Source organism: Streptomyces sp. NPDC033180 (assembly GCF_055577645.1).
In genome coordinates this window covers 183488-199670 of sequence record NZ_JBVIPU010000012.1, presented here as the reverse complement: position 1 = coordinate 199670, position 16183 = coordinate 183488, and the positions used below count along the sequence as shown (strand labels likewise).

At 70.4% G+C, this 16183-nt stretch carries 13 protein-coding genes and 1 pseudogene; 10 read left to right on the top strand and 4 right to left on the bottom strand.

Translation table 11 applies throughout. The features are described 5' to 3' along the window. Positions 1-65 precede the first annotated feature (65 nt). On the bottom strand, positions 66-593 hold the full coding sequence (locus tag ACZ5WE_RS28395) for a TerD family protein (RefSeq protein WP_467688463.1): 528 nt from the start codon (positions 591-593) through the stop codon (positions 66-68). A 148-nt stretch (positions 594-741) separates the two neighbouring features. Between ACZ5WE_RS28395 and ACZ5WE_RS28390 the strand changes: the two genes are divergently transcribed. From ACZ5WE_RS28390 to ACZ5WE_RS28370, 5 genes and pseudogenes are all read left to right on the top strand, one after another. Next, the gene (locus ACZ5WE_RS28390) at positions 742-1575 is read left to right on the top strand and encodes an arylamine N-acetyltransferase family protein (protein WP_467688461.1); all 834 of its coding nucleotides are present in this window, start codon (positions 742-744) and stop codon (positions 1573-1575) included. A 33-nt stretch (positions 1576-1608) separates the two neighbouring features. Beyond that, complete coding sequence (locus tag ACZ5WE_RS28385) at positions 1609-2214, top strand: YdbC family protein (RefSeq protein ID WP_249587319.1); 606 nt, start codon at positions 1609-1611, stop codon at positions 2212-2214. A 134-nt stretch (positions 2215-2348) separates the two neighbouring features. After that, a complete protein-coding gene (locus ACZ5WE_RS28380) occupies positions 2349-3008 on the top strand; it encodes a histidine phosphatase family protein (protein ID WP_467688458.1) in 660 nt (219 codons plus the stop codon). A gap of 12 nt (positions 3009-3020) precedes the next feature. Next, complete coding sequence (locus ACZ5WE_RS28375) at positions 3021-3929, top strand: ADP-ribosylglycohydrolase family protein (protein WP_467688457.1); 909 nt, start codon at positions 3021-3023, stop codon at positions 3927-3929. Between the two features lie 335 nt (positions 3930-4264). Continuing rightward, positions 4265-4891, top strand: a pseudogene (locus ACZ5WE_RS28370) (DUF4153 domain-containing protein); the annotation flags it as partial. A 114-nt stretch (positions 4892-5005) separates the two neighbouring features. On the opposite strand, the gene ACZ5WE_RS28365 reads toward ACZ5WE_RS28370, so the two are convergent. Beyond that, positions 5006-6562 (bottom strand): MFS transporter, encoded by a 1557-nt coding sequence (locus tag ACZ5WE_RS28365; protein ID WP_467688455.1) that lies wholly within the window; start codon positions 6560-6562, stop codon positions 5006-5008. A 133-nt stretch (positions 6563-6695) separates the two neighbouring features. Here ACZ5WE_RS28365 and ACZ5WE_RS28360 point away from each other — a divergent pair, with 133 nt between their 5' ends. From ACZ5WE_RS28360 to ACZ5WE_RS28350, 3 genes are all read left to right on the top strand, one after another. Continuing rightward, positions 6696-7310 (top strand): TetR/AcrR family transcriptional regulator, encoded by a 615-nt coding sequence (locus tag ACZ5WE_RS28360; protein WP_467688453.1) that lies wholly within the window; start codon positions 6696-6698, stop codon positions 7308-7310. A gap of 89 nt (positions 7311-7399) precedes the next feature. Beyond that, positions 7400-8101, top strand: a complete 702-nt coding sequence (locus ACZ5WE_RS28355) for a ribonuclease HII (RefSeq protein ID WP_467688452.1) — start codon at positions 7400-7402, stop codon at positions 8099-8101. Positions 8102-8178: 77 nt separating this feature from the next. Next, complete coding sequence (locus ACZ5WE_RS28350) at positions 8179-8853, top strand: hypothetical protein (protein WP_467688450.1); 675 nt, start codon at positions 8179-8181, stop codon at positions 8851-8853. Between the two features lie 225 nt (positions 8854-9078). Here the strand turns inward: ACZ5WE_RS28350 and ACZ5WE_RS28345 are convergent, their stop codons facing one another. Both ACZ5WE_RS28345 and ACZ5WE_RS28340 read right to left on the bottom strand, forming a co-directional pair. Further along, positions 9079-9717: a hypothetical protein gene (locus ACZ5WE_RS28345; RefSeq protein WP_467688449.1), complete on the bottom strand. Its 639-nt coding sequence runs from the start codon at positions 9715-9717 to the stop codon at positions 9079-9081. A 214-nt stretch (positions 9718-9931) separates the two neighbouring features. After that, positions 9932-12121 (bottom strand): RecQ family ATP-dependent DNA helicase, encoded by a 2190-nt coding sequence (locus tag ACZ5WE_RS28340; protein WP_467688447.1) that lies wholly within the window; start codon positions 12119-12121, stop codon positions 9932-9934. Positions 12122-12254: 133 nt separating this feature from the next. Here ACZ5WE_RS28340 and ACZ5WE_RS28335 point away from each other — a divergent pair, with 133 nt between their 5' ends. After that, entirely contained in the window at positions 12255-13751 is a 1497-nt protein-coding gene (locus tag ACZ5WE_RS28335) for a DUF4192 domain-containing protein (protein ID WP_467688445.1), read from the top strand. Between the two features lie 390 nt (positions 13752-14141). Beyond that, entirely contained in the window at positions 14142-16046 is a 1905-nt protein-coding gene (locus tag ACZ5WE_RS28330; protein WP_467688576.1) for a glycogen debranching N-terminal domain-containing protein, read from the top strand. The last annotated feature ends 137 nt before the right edge of the window (positions 16047-16183 follow it).

The window sequence follows — 16183 nt, the reverse complement described above, 5'->3', positions numbered from 1 at the left end:
CTGCTGACCTAGCCGAATGAGGGGTTGGCGGAGCCGTCCGGCTCCGCCAACCCCTCACCGCGTTCTCAGAGCGCGCCGCCCATCAGTGCCGCGAAGGACGTCGGGTCCGCGTCAAAACCGCGGATGACCTCGCGGAAGGCCCACGCGCCCGACTCGTCCCTGGTGAACTCGGCGACGGTGGCAGCCGTGTACCCGGAGACATCGGAGAGGTCGCTCAGGGCCAGGTCCGTGTACCCATGGCGGATGCGTACGGACGTGTTCGGGATATCGCCGAACACCTGTCGCTCCTCGTGAGGCTGTATGGCCACACCGACCACCACGCGCGCGTACCTGGCCGCGAGCCGGTCGAGCTCCAAGGTCATGACCTCGTCGAAGCCGAAGCCCTGACCTGTCTGGCTGTCCCTGTTGAGGGTGATCGTCCCGTCGGGGGCACGGCTGTCGAAATGCACCAGGTACGCGGGCCTGTCGTACGGAGCGTCCGCCGTATAGGTCGCGGCGATGATGTCGAGGTCGTGCGAGGCTGAGCCGAGCGGGCTCGGATCCCACTTGAGCCCCACCTCGACCTTCTCAATTCCCTTGCTGACACTGCTCACCAGAGATCCCCCTCCTCGTAGTCCCCGCTGACGCCGATGCTCTAGGCATGTCCAACAGACACGCTACGACGCATGACTGACATCACTGAAGTTCGCCGGTCGGCAAGGCTGTTGGCGCACGGACACAGTCCTGTGGATCATTGTCCCCATGACGTGGAACGGGGAAGAACTGGACATCGAGGCCTACTTGGCCAGGGTCGGCCACGAGGGAGAGGCGAAACCCGACTTCGACACCCTCCGTGCGCTCCACCGGGCGCATGCGGCGTCGATCCCCTTCGAGAACCTGGAGATGATGCTGGGCAGGCCCGTGCCGCTGGATCTGGGGGCGCTGCAGGACAAGCTGGTGCGGCAGCGCAGAGGCGGTTACTGCTACGAGCAGAACCTCCTGTTCGCCGCTGCCCTGGACCGGATCGGCTTCGCCGTCACGGGTCTGGGGGCCAGGGTCAGGGCGGGTGCCTCGTCGCGTCGCGCGGTGACCCACATGCTCCTGAAGGTCGAGGCGGACGGCCGACAGTGGCACTGTGATGTCGGCTTCGGCGCCGAAGGGCTGCTCGAACCGATCCCCATGGGGGGCGAGGGTGACGTACGGCAAGACGTGCGACAAGGAGAGTGGCGGTTCGGGATCGTCCAAGAAGCAGACGGTGCGCGGGTGTTGCGGACTGAGCATGCGGAGGGCTGGTTCGACCTTTACGAATACACGCTGGAAGAACGCCTTTTCGTCGACTACGTAGTGATGAACCACTACACATCGACCCACCCCATGTCGTCGTTCATCCGCCGCCCGGTGATCCAGAGGGCCGCTCCCAAGGTGCGCCGCACCTTGGTCGGCGAGCGCCTGACGGTGACGCGACCGGATGGCACATCGGACGAACGCGACGTATCCGCCGAGGAGTTGGGAGATGTTCTCGACCGTGAGTTCGGCATTGAACTGAACGCCGATGATCGCGCCGAGCTGATCAGGGCGCACTACGCCGGAGCGTGACCCGGGCCACGCTCCGCGCCGTACGATGGCGCCGTGCTGGTCAAGTGGATTCGCTGCACCGTGGTGGACCGACGGGGGTTCGAGCGTGGACAGCGAAAGTGGGCGGGGCTTCTGGGGGAGCCGGGGTTCCGGGGACAGGGCGGGGGGTGGAGCCGGGAGCGGCCGGGCGTGGCGCACGTCTTCGGCTTCTGGGAGAGCCGGGCTTTCTATGACTCCTTCATGGCACGCTCCCACGACCGGCTGGCCGCCACGCAGTCAGGGACGTTCAAGGACATCCAGATCAAGCTCTTCGATCACCGTTTCGACGTGAAGACGGGCTTCGAGCCGCGCTTCGCGGACGCCGACGTGGTTCGGGTGGCGCACTGCCGGGTCCGTGAGGCGCGGGTGGAGCACTTCGCGCTCATGCAGGAGAAGGTCTGGAATCCGGCGATGGCGGGCTCGCCGGGGATGGTGCGCGGGCTCTTCGGCGAGGCACCCGGGCACGAGTTCCTCGTCCTTTCGATGTGGCTGTCGGCCGCCGAACACGGCAAGTACCGCAGGGAGCGGGTGGAGCGCCTCTCGCTGCGTGCCCAGACGGAGGCCGATGTCGCGGCACTGGCCGGTGACATCGTGGAACTGGAGCCGTCGTGGACGGTGTGACGTCGCGCGATGACCTTCCGCGACGGCGGGCTGTGACGGCGGGCCGCGACGCGGGCGGCGGCCTCATACGCCGGATGGAGCCCGGGCGGCCGACCGGTTGAGCCGCGCGGGAGCGCCCGATCTAGGGTTTCCGTATGGCACGTCCGCAGCGCATCTTCCTTCTCCGGCACGGCGAGTCGGCCGGCAACGCCGACGACACCGTGTACGAACGCGAACCCGATCACGCGCTGGCGCTCACCGAGAAGGGGTGGCGGCAGGCGGACGAGACGGGCGAGCAGCTACGGGAGGCCATCGGCCAGGAGCGGGTGAGCGTGTACGTCTCGCCCTACCGCCGCACCCACGAGACCTTCCGGGCCCTGCGGCTCGACCCCGAGCTGGTACGGATCCGCGAGGAGCCGCGGCTGCGGGAGCAGGACTGGGGAAACTGGCAGGACAGGGACGACGTCAGGCTACAGAAGGCGTACCGCGACGCGTACGGGCACTTCTTCTACCGCTTCGCCCAGGGCGAGTCAGGAGCCGACGTCTACGACAGGGTGGGCGCGTTCCTGGAGAGCCTCTACCGGAGCTTCGAGGCTCCGGACCATCCACCGAACGTCCTTCTTGTCACCCACGGCCTCACCATGCGGCTGTTCTGCATGCGCTGGTTCCACTGGTCGGTGGCGGAGTTCGAGTCGCTGTCCAACCCCGGGAACGGCGAGATGAGGACGCTGGTGCTCGGCGACGACGGCAAGTACACACTGGACCGGCCATTCGAACGCTGGCGCGAACCCGAACCCTACGGCGTCACCGGATAGAGTGGCAGGGCGATGACCGCTGACTCCTCTCCCGACCGGCGCCTGGCCCGCGCTCTGGCCAGCCTGCGCGGACTGGCGGTGGGGGACGCGCTGGGCTCTCAGTTCTTCGTGCCCGCGAACTACCCGCTGCTGAAGCGCCGGGAAGCGCCCCCAGGCCCCTGGCAGTGGACCGACGACACCGAGATGGCCTGTTCCGTGGTCGCGATCCTGGTCCGCCACGACCGGATCGACCAGGACGCCCTGGCCCTGTCCTTCGCCGAGCACCACGACTTCGACCGCGGCTACGGCCCCGCCGTGAACCGGCTGCTCAGGCAGGTCCGGGAGGGCGGGGACTGGCGGGAGCTGGCCTCCGCGCTGTTCAAGGGCCAGGGCTCGTGGGGCAACGGGGCGGCCATGCGGATCGCCCCGCTCGGCGCCTGGTACGCGGATGATCCGGAACAGGCGACGCACCAGGCGGAGATCTCCGCTTACCCCACGCATCAGCACCGTGAGGCGGTCGTGGGGGCCATGGCGGTGGCGGGCGCCGCGGCACTGGCCGCCGACCCCGCTGGGCCGCCCGCGCCGAAGGCACTGCTCGACGGCGTCATCGACCTCGTGCCCCGCAGTGCCGTGGGGGCGGGCCTCCGTCGCGCTCGGGACATGCTCGACTACGGAGACGCGGAGACCGTCGCCGCGGTCCTCGGGTGCGGCCGCCGCACGAAGGCGCATGACACGGTGCCGTTCGCGCTGTGGTCGGCCGCTCGCGGCCTCGGCGCCTATGAGCGGGCCATCTGGTCCACCGCCCAGGTGGGCGGCGATATGGACACGACCTGCGCGATCGTGGGTGGCGTGGTCGCTTCCGGCGAGGGCGGGGCGCCTTCCGGGGAGTGGCTGGAGCGGACCGAGGTGTTGCCCGGCTGGGTGCCGGACGAGGCGGGCTGAAGTCGGGGTTCCCGTGTGGCTGTCACGGCCATGCCACAGCGTGGCCGGCGCGGGGGTCGTCGTCGGCCTTGCGGCCAATCTGGCCGGCAGGCCACGAGTTGATCATGACTTGTGTGTCCTCAACGAGATGGCGGTCGCTCGTCGGCCCCGCCACGCGCGCGTGCCGTCTGCTGCACGTGCGGACCGGCCGGGAGTGGGTCCCTTGTCCGAAACACCGTCCATGCCTGAGCCATCCGATGTGGAGGATCCACCAGCGGGTTCAGTCAGAGATTCAGCAGGAAAACCGCCACGGACTCCACGAGTGGACAGCTACGGCGACGTGCCTGAGGAACCTGCTGCTGCTCGCCACGCTGCTCACCCTGGTCGTCATCGTCCTCGCCCTGCGCTGGGCCCCACGGGACGGGGCACGCGACCGAGGTCTGGTGCGGGCCGTGCTCGGGACGCTCTGTGCCCTCACGCTCGTCGTCGTCGCCTCCGCGGTGCGGCGCATGGACATGTACGTCGAGGCGTACGGCCTGACCAGGCTGCGGGTCTCCGTCGTGGCCGTAGAGCTCTGGCTCGGCGTGGTCATCGTGCTGATCATGGCGGCCGGAATATGGGGCGCGACCTCTGCCGCGCGCCGTCGCCGCGAGTGCCGCGGCCGGTGTGCTGGTCTTCGGGCTTCTCTCGCCCGACGGTCTCATCGCCGAGCGCAGTGTCCAGCGCTACGAGGACACCGGGAAGTTCGACCTGGAGTACGCGCGGGGGCTGTCCGCCGATGCCGCTCCCGCCGTCGACGGACTGCCGGAGCCCTTGCGCTCCTGCGCCCTTGAGGGCATCGCGAACGGCCTCGGATCCGAGGCCGGCCCTTGGTACGCCACCAGCTGGGAGAGGCGCGGGCCAGGGAGATCATCGAGGACCGGCCGCCCACGGCACCCTCGGAGGACTGCGCATCCGCCGGCGAGGAGACCTCGTACCGCTGAGCCGCTTGTGGTCGTCCGGGGCGGCGGAGGGGGGCTGCGAGTACCGGGCCGCCCCCTCCCCGCCGCCGAGGACGGCCCGGCGCGTACGCACGCCCCGTCGCACGCTCGCCCCCGTCAGCCGCCCGCAGGCCCCGCCGCGCTCGCCGTACCGGACAACGCGTCCATGTCGCTTCTGCGTACCCGGACAAGCACCAGGGCGGTGACCAGGGCGAGTACGGCCATGGCGACGGCCGGTATGAAGGCCGTCGAGATCCCCTGGGAGAGCACTTCATGACCCCAGGGCGCGGGCAATTCGCCGGTCTTGGCGAAGGCGGCCTTCTGTTCCGGCGAAGCGTTCGCCATGAAGTCCGCCATCTGTTCCTTGCCCTCGTCGCGGCTCGCCGTGCCGAACACCGTGGTCAGGATGGAGAGGCCGAGCGAACCGCCCACCTGCTGAGTCGCGTTGAGCAGCCCTGATGCCGCGCCCGCCTCGTGTTGGGCCACTCCGGAGACGGCTGTCAGTGTCAGGGTCACGAAGTTCAGGCCCATGCCGAAGCCGAACAGCACCATCGGGCCGAGCACTCCGCTCGCGTACGAACTGTCCGGGCTGATGAAGGTCTGCCAGCCGAGTGCGAGAACGACGATGGCCGAGCCGGTCACCATGAATGGTTTGGGACCGAGGACCGGAAGCAGCCGTTGGGAGATGCCCGCGCCCGCCGCGATCGCGACCGTGACCGGGAGGAAGGCGAGGCCTGCCTCGATCGGGGTGTAGTTCAGTACGTTCTGGACGAAGAGAACGATGAAGAAGAACATCCCGAACATCGCCGCAGCGAGGCTCAGCATGATCACGTACGAGCCCGAGCGGTTGCGGTCGGCGAACATCTTCAGCGGAGTGATCGGTTCCTTCGCCCGGCTCTCGATCAGGGCGAAGGCAAGGAGCAGCACGATCGCCGCGCCGAACGACCCCAGGGTGAGGTTGTCGCGCCAGCCGTCCTCGGACGCCCGGATGAATCCGTAGACCAGGGAAGCCATGCCGAGGGTCGACGTGAGGGCGCCCGCGATGTCGAAACGGCCCGGGTGGCGCTCGGACTCGCTGATGTAGAGCGGGGTGAGGAAGGCGATCAGGATGCCGATGGGTACGTTCACGAACAGCACCCAGCGCCAGTCGAGCCACTCAGTGAGCATGCCGCCGGCCAGCAGGCCGATGGCGCCGCCACCCGCGGAGACGGCCGCGAAGACGCCGAAGGCGCGGTTGCGCTCGGGACCTTCGGGAAACGTCGTGGTGATGAGGGCCAGGGAGGTCGGTGACGCGATCGCGCCGCCTACGCCCTGCAGGGCGCGCGCGGCCAGCAACTGCCAGGGCTCCTGGGCGAATCCACCCAGGAGCGAGGCGAGGGTGAAGACCAGGATGCCGGTCATGAACACCCGGCGGCGGCCGAGGATGTCACCGGCCCGGCCGCCGAGAAGCAGCAGACCGCCGAAGGTCAGCGTGTACGAGCTGACGACCCAAGTGAGGTCGGTGGTGGAGAATTTGAGCGCGTCCTGAATGTGCGGGAGCGCGATGTTCACAATCGTCGCGTCGAGGACCACCATGAGTTGGCAGGCCGCGATGACGGTCAAGGCGATACCGGGCCGGCCCTCTCGGCGGGCGGCGCCGGGTTCTTGATCTTTACCTAACTGAGAGGTTGTCACTATGGGTCCCCCACAAGTGCGTTAGTGAACGCCCCCGTTCACTGTCGCGTCAACGGTAGTGACTCCCCATCAGTGAACGCAACCGTTCACTGACACTGCCTCGCACTCCAAGTACTCCAACGGAGAGATATCGATGGTTACTTCGCGCTGGAGCGCCGCATCCGCTCAACCGGCCTCCCTGCGCCGCCGGGGCCCCGTCCTGGAACGGGCGATCCTCGAGGCCACGCTCGAGCAGCTCAGCACAGTCGGCTGGAACGGCCTGACGATGGAAGGCGTGGCCGCGGGCGCTCAGACCGGCAAGGCCGCCGTCTATCGCCGCTGGCCCTCCAAGGAGGACCTCGTCGTGGACGCTCTGCGGGCCGGCCTTCCCAAACTCGACTCCACGCCGGACTGCGGAGGGGTCAGGGAAGATCTCCTCCAGCTGTGCCGGCAGATGCGTGAGTCGATGTTCTCTCGGCCCGGATTCGCTCTCCGCGCGGTGCTTCACGAGTGCGACACGGTGGCGGCCGAGCGATTCCATGGGGTGATCTTCGACGGGGTCATCGGGCCGAGCGTGGAGTTGATCAAAGAGGTCGTTCGCCGGGGAGTCGAGCGCGGAGAGGTGCGCGCCGACGCCGCGAACTCCAACGTATGCGACGTCATTCCGGCGATGATGATGTACCGCTCCAAGGTGTGCGGGAGCGAATGGGGGGACGAGGAGTTCGCCGAACTGATCGACCAGGTGATGGTTCCGCTGCTTCGTCGGTAGTCCCGGATGGGTCTGGGCGTCGCGGGTCGTGCTTCGTCGGTAGCCCTGGGTGTCGCGGGCGCTATGCGGCGGCGTAGGCTGATGGCGCCATGCCGTACGAACCACCCACCCACACCGTCGAGCGCTCCCTTCGCGCTACCACCGGAGCGAAGATCGTTGCCGGAGTCGACGAAGTCGGGCGCGGCGCGTGGGCGGGACCGGTCACCGTATGTGCGGCGATCACGGGACTGCGCAGGCCGCCCGAAGGACTCACCGATTCCAAGCTGATCACTCCCAAGCGGCGCACCACGCTCGCCGGGGTGCTGGAGAGCTGGGTCACGGCCTATGCCCTGGGGCACTCCTCGCCCGAGGAGATCGACGACATGGGGATGACCGCCGCGCTGCGGCTCGCCGCCGTGCGCGCCCTGGATGCGCTGCCGGTGCGTCCGGAAGTGGTGATCCTCGATGGGAAGCACGACTATCTCGGGACTCCCTGGCAGGTCCGTACGGTGATCAAGGGCGACCAGTCCTGTGTGGCCGTCGCCGCGGCGTCGGTGATCGCCAAAGTTCGGCGCGACAAAATGATGGCCGAACTGGGTATCGAACATGCAGACTTCGGTTTTGCGGCCAACGCCGGCTATCCGTCGCCGGTGCACAAGGCCGCGCTGGCGGAGCGGGGGCCCACCCCGTACCACCGGATGTCGTGGGCGTATCTTGATGCGCTGCCCCAGTGGCGGCACCTCAAGAAGGCCCGCAGCTGGGCGGATGGAAGTGTTCCGGAAATCGAGGGCCAGCTCGGCTTCGATTTCTGAGACTTCCGGCAGTTCCACTCGCACTCAAGTGCCACCCGCCGGTGCCACGCGCACCGGCATTTGACAGACAACAACGCATGCCTCTCAGTCCCGAGGAGCCTCAGATTCACGAGAGTGCCCAGGGTCCCCGCGTGACCCCGGCCAGTGGCCGCATCACGCCGACCCCCCGCCCCGTACCCGGCCCGCGTCCCGCGGCTGCGCCGCGTCCTGGCCGACCGGGCCCCGCCCGGCCGACGCCGCCGGCGCAGTTCACGTCGCGTGAGCCGGCCGCCAAGCCCGGGCCGTCCGCCCCGGCTGCTTCCGGATCTTCCGCCGCTCCCGCCGGTCCCCCCGCGGGGTCCGCCACGGATGCCGGTGCTTCGGTTCCGCAGATCCAGCTGATACCGGCTTCCGCCGAGGGGGCGCTCGACGCCGCCGAGGAAGCCCTCGACCTGCTGCTCGACTCGGGCCGCGCTCCGGGTGAGGTGCTGGTGATCACCACCGGCGACCCGCACCCGTGGGCCACGCACGAGCTGTCGTTCGGCGAGGCCTCCTACTGGGCTCAGCACGACGCGGGCGACGACGTCTTCTACGCCGACGCCGCCGCCCTGGACCGTGCCGTGTCCCGCCCCGTGGTCGTCGTCGCCATCAACGGCGGCAGCGAGGAGACCGCGGTCGGCGCGCTGCCGACGGCGCTCACCCGGGCCGGAGCCCTGCTGATCGTCTGCGGTGACCCGCAGCGCATCAACGCGATGCTCGGCGCGGGCGTCTGACGTTCGCTGTCTGACCTTCGCTGTCTGACATCTGCGCTTCGGGCTCTGGCTTCGGCTGCCCGGCGTTCGATGCCGGGTGGATGGAGTCGGACGCGGAGCGGCCGGTGTCTGTGGCATGGCCGGGTGAGCCTTGAGCGTGTGCGCCGCGTACCGCGCGACGCGGGCGACGGTGCGCTCCGGTCCATGCCTGTGGCCCGCCTCGCGGCGGGTGGTGCGGCGGACGCCTCAGCGTGCCGCCGCTCGGCGCAGTACGTCGGACGCGGCGCCGCCGGTGCGCGGTGGCGGCGGATCGGTTTCGGCGAAGGCCTCGGGGTCCGAGCCGGAACTGGGGCGACGGCCGCCGCGACCCTCGCCGAGCACCTGCCAGCCGTCACGCGTCAGCGTGATGTAGGCGCCGCACCGCAGCCCGTGCAGCGTGCAGGCGTCCCGCAGCCCCCACATCCACGCCCCGTCCTCCTGGGTCCAACGCGCGTCACCGTCACGGCAGTAGAGCAGGACGGCGGTGCGCACCGGAGTGCGGCGCCGCAAATCGTGCGGGATGACCCGACGCAGCTGCGCGAGCAACGCGTTACGAAAGACCCAGCCGTCCGCCACGCTCGGCCGCCGGGGGAACGAAGCGCTCGCCCGGAGCCGTTCTTCCGGATCGAGGACAGCGACGACGGCTGTCGCGGGCGTCGGGCGATGCCGGGCGTGCAGCCCACTGACAACCTCACGCGGGTTGCGCAGCAGGGGAATTCCCGCGGCTGACCACTCCGCGGGCTCGAGCATCCGGGCCAGTCGGTTGGCGGAATCGGCGGACATCTCGGCCGACGTCGAAGACTCCGACATCGATGCCGCGGCGGACGGAGCGAATCCGAAGGTCACGGTCCTCCCTTCGGCTACGCGCCCAGAGGGCGGGATCGGGCTGGGGGAGCGCACCGCGGCACAGTCCTACCGGGCCACGGGGAGCCGCGCGGGGAGCGATACCAATTCTTCCCGTCGGACTGCCCTGCGGCAACGAGCAATTGGGGCCGCCGACCGCTATCTGGTAATGCGCCTGCTATATCCCTGCCCAGGGCACGCCACCTTGACCCTTGTGTCAGCCCTGTACAGCCAGGACCAGCGGCAACACCCCCTTGGCTCCGGCTCGGCGGAGCATGCGCGCGGCCACCGCCAGGGTCCAGCCGCTGTCCGTCAGGTCGTCGACGAGCAACACGGGGCCGGCCGTTTCCTGGAGCGCCGCTGCCAGCTCGGGGGGCACGGACAGCGTTCCGTCGAGGGCGCGCAGCCGCTGGGCACTGTTGGTCCTCGGCACATGCGCCGTATCGGCACCGGGGGCGTACTCGATGGAGCCGAGGAGGGGAAGGCGGCCGACCTCGGCGATCCGCGCGCCCAGTGACTGGATCAGCTGGGGCCTGGTGTGCGAGGACATGGTCACGACGCCGGCCGGTCGCGGTGGGGCGTCGGCGCTGCCCGAGGCCCAGCCGCCGGGGCCCTTCGCCCAGTCGGCGAGCACGCCGACCACGGCCTTCGCCACGTCGTCGGGCACCGGCCCGTCAGGGGCCTGCGGGGTGAGCATGGGCCTGAGCCGGTTGCCCCACCCGATGTCCGACAGCCGTCCCAATGCCCGGCCCTGGGAGGCCTGTTCCCCGGCGGGGATACGTCCCTTGAGGTCGACGCCGACCGCGGCGAGGCCGGTCGGCCACATCTTCCGGGGTTCGACATCGACGCCCGCGCGGACCAGTTCGCCCTTCGCTGTGTCGAGCGCCCCGGGGGACACGGCGTCGGTGAAGCGCGCTCCCGCGCAGTTGTCGCAGCGGCCGCAGGGGGCGGCTGCCTCGTCGTCCAACTGCCGCCGCAGAAACTCCATCCGGCAGCCGGGAGTGGTGGCGTAATCACGCATCGCCTGCTGTTCCGTCTGGCGCTGCTTGGCGACCCAGGCATAGCGCTCGGCGTCGTACGCCCAGGGCATCCCCGTGGAGGTCCAGCCGCCCTTGACGCGTCGGACCGCGCCGTCCACGTCGAGGACCTTGAGCATCGTCTCGAGGCGGGACCGGCGCAGCTCGACCAATGGCTCCAGGGCGGGCAGCGACAGCGGCCTGCCCGCCTGCGCCAGCACGTCAAGCGTGCGCCGGACCTGCTCCTCGGGCGGGAAGGCGAGCGAGGCGAAGTAGTTCCAGATCGCCTCGTCCTCCTTGCCCGGAAGAAGCAGCACCTCCGCGTGGTCGACACCGCGGCCCGCACGGCCGACCTGCTGGTAGTAGGCGATCGGGGAAGAGGGGGAGCCGAGGTGCACCACGAAGCCGAGGTCGGGCTTGTCGAAGCCCATTCCCAGGGCGGAGGTGGCGACCAGGGCCTTCACGCGGTTGGCGAGCAGATCCTCCTCGGCCTGCTGGCGGTCCGCGTTCTCCGTCTTTCCGGTGTAGGAGGTGACGGTGTGCCCGCACTGACGCAAGAAGGCGGTGATCTCCTCGGCTGCGGCCACGGTGAGCGTATAGATGATCCCTGAGCCCGGAAGCTCGTCCAGGTGGTCGGCGAGCCACGCCAACCGGTGTGCGGCATTGGGGAGTTGGAGAACATTCAGGCTCAGGCTCTCCCGGTCGAGGGCGCCGCGCAGCACAAGCGCGTCCGAACTGCCGCCGGTACCGAGCTGCTCGGCCACGTCGGCCGTCACGCGCGCGTTGGCCGTCGCGGTCGTGGCCAGGACGGGGACACCCGGCGGCAGGTCGGCGAGCATGGTGCGCAACCGTCGGTAGTCCGGCCGGAAGTCGTGGCCCCAGTCCGAGATGCAGTGCGCCTCGTCGACCACGAGCAGGCCGGTCGCCGCGGCGAGCTTGGGCAGGACCTGATCGCGGAAGTCCGGGTTGTTCAGCCGCTCCGGGCTGACCAGGAGAACGTCCACGTCGCTGGAGGCCACCTCGCCCTGGATGGTCTCCCACTCCTCCGTGTTGGAGGAGTTGATCGTGCGGGCACGGATCCCGGCTCGTGCCGCCGACTCCACCTGGTTGCGCATGAGCGCGAGCAGCGGGGAGACGATCACGGTGGGGCCGCTGCCCCGCTCCCGCAGCAGCGCGGTCGCGACGAAGTACACGGCGGACTTTCCCCAGCCCGTGCGCTGCACGACCAGTGCCCGGCGCTTTTCGGCGACGAGCGCTTCGATCGCGCGCCACTGGTCCTCACGCAGTCGTGGGCCGTCCGACGGTGCCTCCTCGCCGCTTGCGGGCGCGGGGCCGCCGACGAGGCGGGCGAGTACGGCATCGGCCGCCGTGCGCAGATCTTCGTTGCTCATGCCCCCATGCAACCCGATGGGTCTGACATTAGGCGAACGAGTCCGCCGAGCTGTGGATAACTCTTGGCGTGCCCCTGATCGTAGTTATCCACAGGGCAAACCGGAATCTGGTGATCCGCGGGAGAGTCGGCACATGGCGAACCACAGCGAGCAAAACGACCAGATCGACTCGACCAACTCCATCCACTCGACCGACTCCACCCCTTCGACCAACTCCATCCACGCGGCCAACTTCAACGACTCGACTGATTCCAGCGACTCGACCGGTGCACCTGACCCCACCGACCCCATCAATCCCACCGATCCCACCGATCCCATCGGCTCCATCGACGAGACGCTGGTCACCCTGCGCACTCCGGCCGAACTCGCGGATGCTCTGCCGTACTTGCTCGGATTCAGGCCCGAGGAGAGCGTCGTCCTCATCGCTCTGCACGGCGAGCGGGGGCGGTTCGGTGGGCGGGTGCGCCTCGGCATTCCCGGGCGCGAGGAGGACTGGCCGCCCATCGCAGAGCAGCTCGCTCAGTGCCTGGTGGGCGGGTGTGAGCGGCGCGGAGCCCGGCCCGACGGCATCGTCGCCTTCCTGTGCGCGGAACCGGTCGGCGCCGAATCCGGCCGGCAGGTCATGGAGCGCCTGCGACCGCTGGCACAAGTGCTCCGCACCGCCTGCGGAAGCCTCGACGTCCCCGTGTTCGAAGTCGTGTGCATCTCGGCGGGCAGCTTCTGGACCTACTGCTGTCCGAACAAGCAGTGCTGCCCGCCGGAGGGCGTGCCACTGCTGAGGCCCGGCACTTCGGTGCTGGCTGCGGCCACCGCCTACGCAGGCGTCCAAGTGGGGGCAACACCAAGGGAGATGAGGGCCCGACTCACTCCATGGGAATCCGCCGCCGCGGTGGACCAAGAGGCCGCACTCGACGCGGCAGGCATGGCGATCGTGCACCGGATCCTGGAGGAGGACGGGCACGCCGAGGTCGCCGCTGACACGCTTGACCTGGCCCGGCGGATCATGGCGCGCATGGTCGCCGCGCCGTCGGTCAGCGAAAGGCTGGAGGCGGACCTTCAGGATGACGAACTGCTGGCTCACGACGAGGCCGCGGCGCTGATCCTCGGTCTCCAGGACCGAACGACGCGCGATCGGGCCGCGGAGTGGATGGAAGGCGAAGCCGGGGCGCCTGCCCTTCGTCTCTGGAGGGCCCTGGCCCGTCGCTGCGTCGGCGCCTACGGGGAGCATGCCGCGGCACCACTGTCGCTGGCGGGCTGGGTCGCATGGTCCCTCGGTGACACCACGGAGGGACAGGAAGCCCTGGACATGGCCTTGTGCGCCGATCCGAGTTACACCTTCGCGCAGCTCCTGCACCATGCCTGCACCGGCGATCTGGACCCCGAGCCGATCCGTCGCTGCTTGCGCAGGGAGCGAACCGACCGTGGGATGACGGGGGTTCAGACCGAACTGCCACTCTCGGCGGAGCCCTCGGAGCCCTCGGAGCCGGCAGCTGAGCCGGTGGGGGTCGCTCGACGCCGCCGCCCCGCGCGCCCGAAGGGCGGCACCGGTTCACGGACCACCGAAAGGCCGACCACAGGGCCGCAGAACCGCAGCCGCACCATTCGACGCACGGCGAGGAACGACACGTGAACGCGGGGGTTCGGGACTGGGGGAGAGGGGGCAGACGGGTGCTGTCCGGGATGCCGTACGTGGAAGGCAGGGGCCGGGCGAGTGGCCTTCCGCCCCGCGGGCGTGACTTGGGGCGGGGCCGGTCCGTTCACCTGAGTGGCGGTACCTGCGCCCGGTGGGACACCCGTGCCGGGGTCGATCCGCCGTACGACCTCCGACTTCCCGTAGCGCGGACAGCGCAGAAGAGGCCACCTCATGCCCCTGCCCGCCCCGTCACCTGTCTCCGGCAGAGAAGGTCCCCAGAGGGCTGCGCCGGGTTCACCGCCCCACCCCGGCGGACCCGCCCAGGCTCACGCGCCGCGTCGCCTCGCGCAGCTGCCGCCCGTGCACGCCACGCTGATCTGTGTCGCCATGCCCACCCTCGCGATCTCCACGGAACAGGGGCAGTTGACCGGCCGCGGACTCGAGGGGTTCTACCGCGCGGGACGCAGGCTGCTGTCCCGCTGTCAGCTACGAGTGGCGGGGCGCGAGCCCATCGCAGTGCAGGCACGGATGCTCTCGGCCGACCATGCCCGCTTCGTGGCGACGCTGCGTCCCTCCGCGGACGGCGGCCCGGATCCGGACGTGGTCGTCGAGCGGACCCGGTACGCGGACGGTACGGAGCGGATCATCCTGCGCAGTGCCGCCGGTCGACACCTGCGGTTGCCCGTGGAGGTGTCGCTCGGCACGGATCTGGCGGAACTTGGAGTGATCGCCTCCGGCAACACCGGCCCCGAACTGCCCGCCAGTGTCCACGACTCCGGGATGCGCTGGTCCTCGCCGGGTGGCACCTGTGTGGTTACCGCACACCCGGCGCCTGCGGACGCGCTGGCCTCCGCGGGGCTGTTGCGCTGGGAGGTGGAGCTGCCGCCGGGTGGCACCTGGAGTCTGGAGCTGCGGGCGCGGCCGGAGGGTGCGGGCCCGGTGAGGGTGGTCGGGCACGGGGTGTCGCGCTCCCTGGCCACGGCGCGGGCCGCGGGCGACGACCCCAGGGCCCGCACCCTGCTGGATCGATCCGTGGAGGACCTCCAGGCGTTGCTGCTGCGGGACCCCGAGCACCCGACCGACGTCCACTTGGCCGCGGGGGCGCCTTGGCGCTGCGGTCTCGCACCGGCCGAAGCGCTCGCGGCCGCCCGGATGGCCCTGCCGCTCGGCACGCGGATCGCCGTGGGGACGCTGCGTACGCTGGCCCGCCGTCAACTCGCGGGCAGGGGACCGCGGGTGGGCATGATCCCGGGGCCGCTGCGGAACGCGGGACCGCATCTGCCGCCCGGGTGCACGGGGGTCGAGGCGACGCTGCTCTTCCCGGTGCTGTTGGCGGAGGCATGGCGTTGGGGGCTGCCGACGCAGGAGACGGAGGAGTTGCTGCCGGCGGCCGAGCGTTGCCTGCAGTGGCTGCTTGCCGCCGCGGGCGACGGAGGGCGCCTGCCGGACCCGTATCCCGGTGGGCCCGCGCGTTGCGAGACCCAGGCCCATGCCCACCGGGCCGCGCTGCTCGGCGCCGACCTGCTCCACGCGCACGGCCGGCCGGGCGGCGGCGACCTGCGGCAGTGGGCGGAGCGGATGCGGGGCGCGTTCCGGGAGGACTTCTGGGTGGAGGACAGGGCGGGCGGCCGCCCCGCCGCGGCCTGTCTGGCCGACGGCCGCCCCGTGCCCCTCCTCACTGGGGGAGCCGCGCACCTCCTCGACACGGGCCTGCTCGGGGCGGGCGTGCTCGCGCCAGGACTCCTGGACAAGGTGCGGACCGAGCAGCTCGCCCGGCTTCTGGGCGGGCCCGCGATGGACTCGGGGTGGGGGTTGCGGAGCCTGGGCGTCAAGGAAGCCGCGTACAACCCTTTCGGGCATCGTGGCGGGGCGGTCCGGGTCCATGAGACGGCGGTAGCCGTCGCGGGTCTGGCCGCCGCGGGCTATGAGAAGGAGGCGAGCGCACTGCTGCGGGGGGTGATGGCGGCGGCGGAGACGTTCGGCTGTCGGCTGCCTGAGATGTACGCGGGGGAGCAGCGGACGGAGGGCGGCGCTCCGTTGCCGCACCCTGCTGCCTGCCGCCCGGCGGCCACCGCCGCGGCCGCTGGGGTGCACCTCCTCACGGCGCTCGCCGGGGTCCGGCCCGACGCCCCGTCGGGCACGGTGACGCTGCGCCCCGTCCGCAGTGCGCCCCTGGGGGAGCTGGGGCTGACGGCGCTGCGCGTCGCGGGCGCCCCGTTCTCCGTGCGTGTCAGCAGGCTCGGCCTCGCCATGGTCGAGGAAGCGGCCGACGGACTGCAGCTCGGGGTGTGAACGGACTGCGGCTGGGGGTGCAGACCGACGGAGGAAGGACCTACGGAGCTGAGGCCTGCGGCGGGCGCGGCTCACCTGGGGAGGGTTGGGGAGCGTGTGGCCAAAATCTGACGTGGGGCCCGGTGAAACCAGCCGGG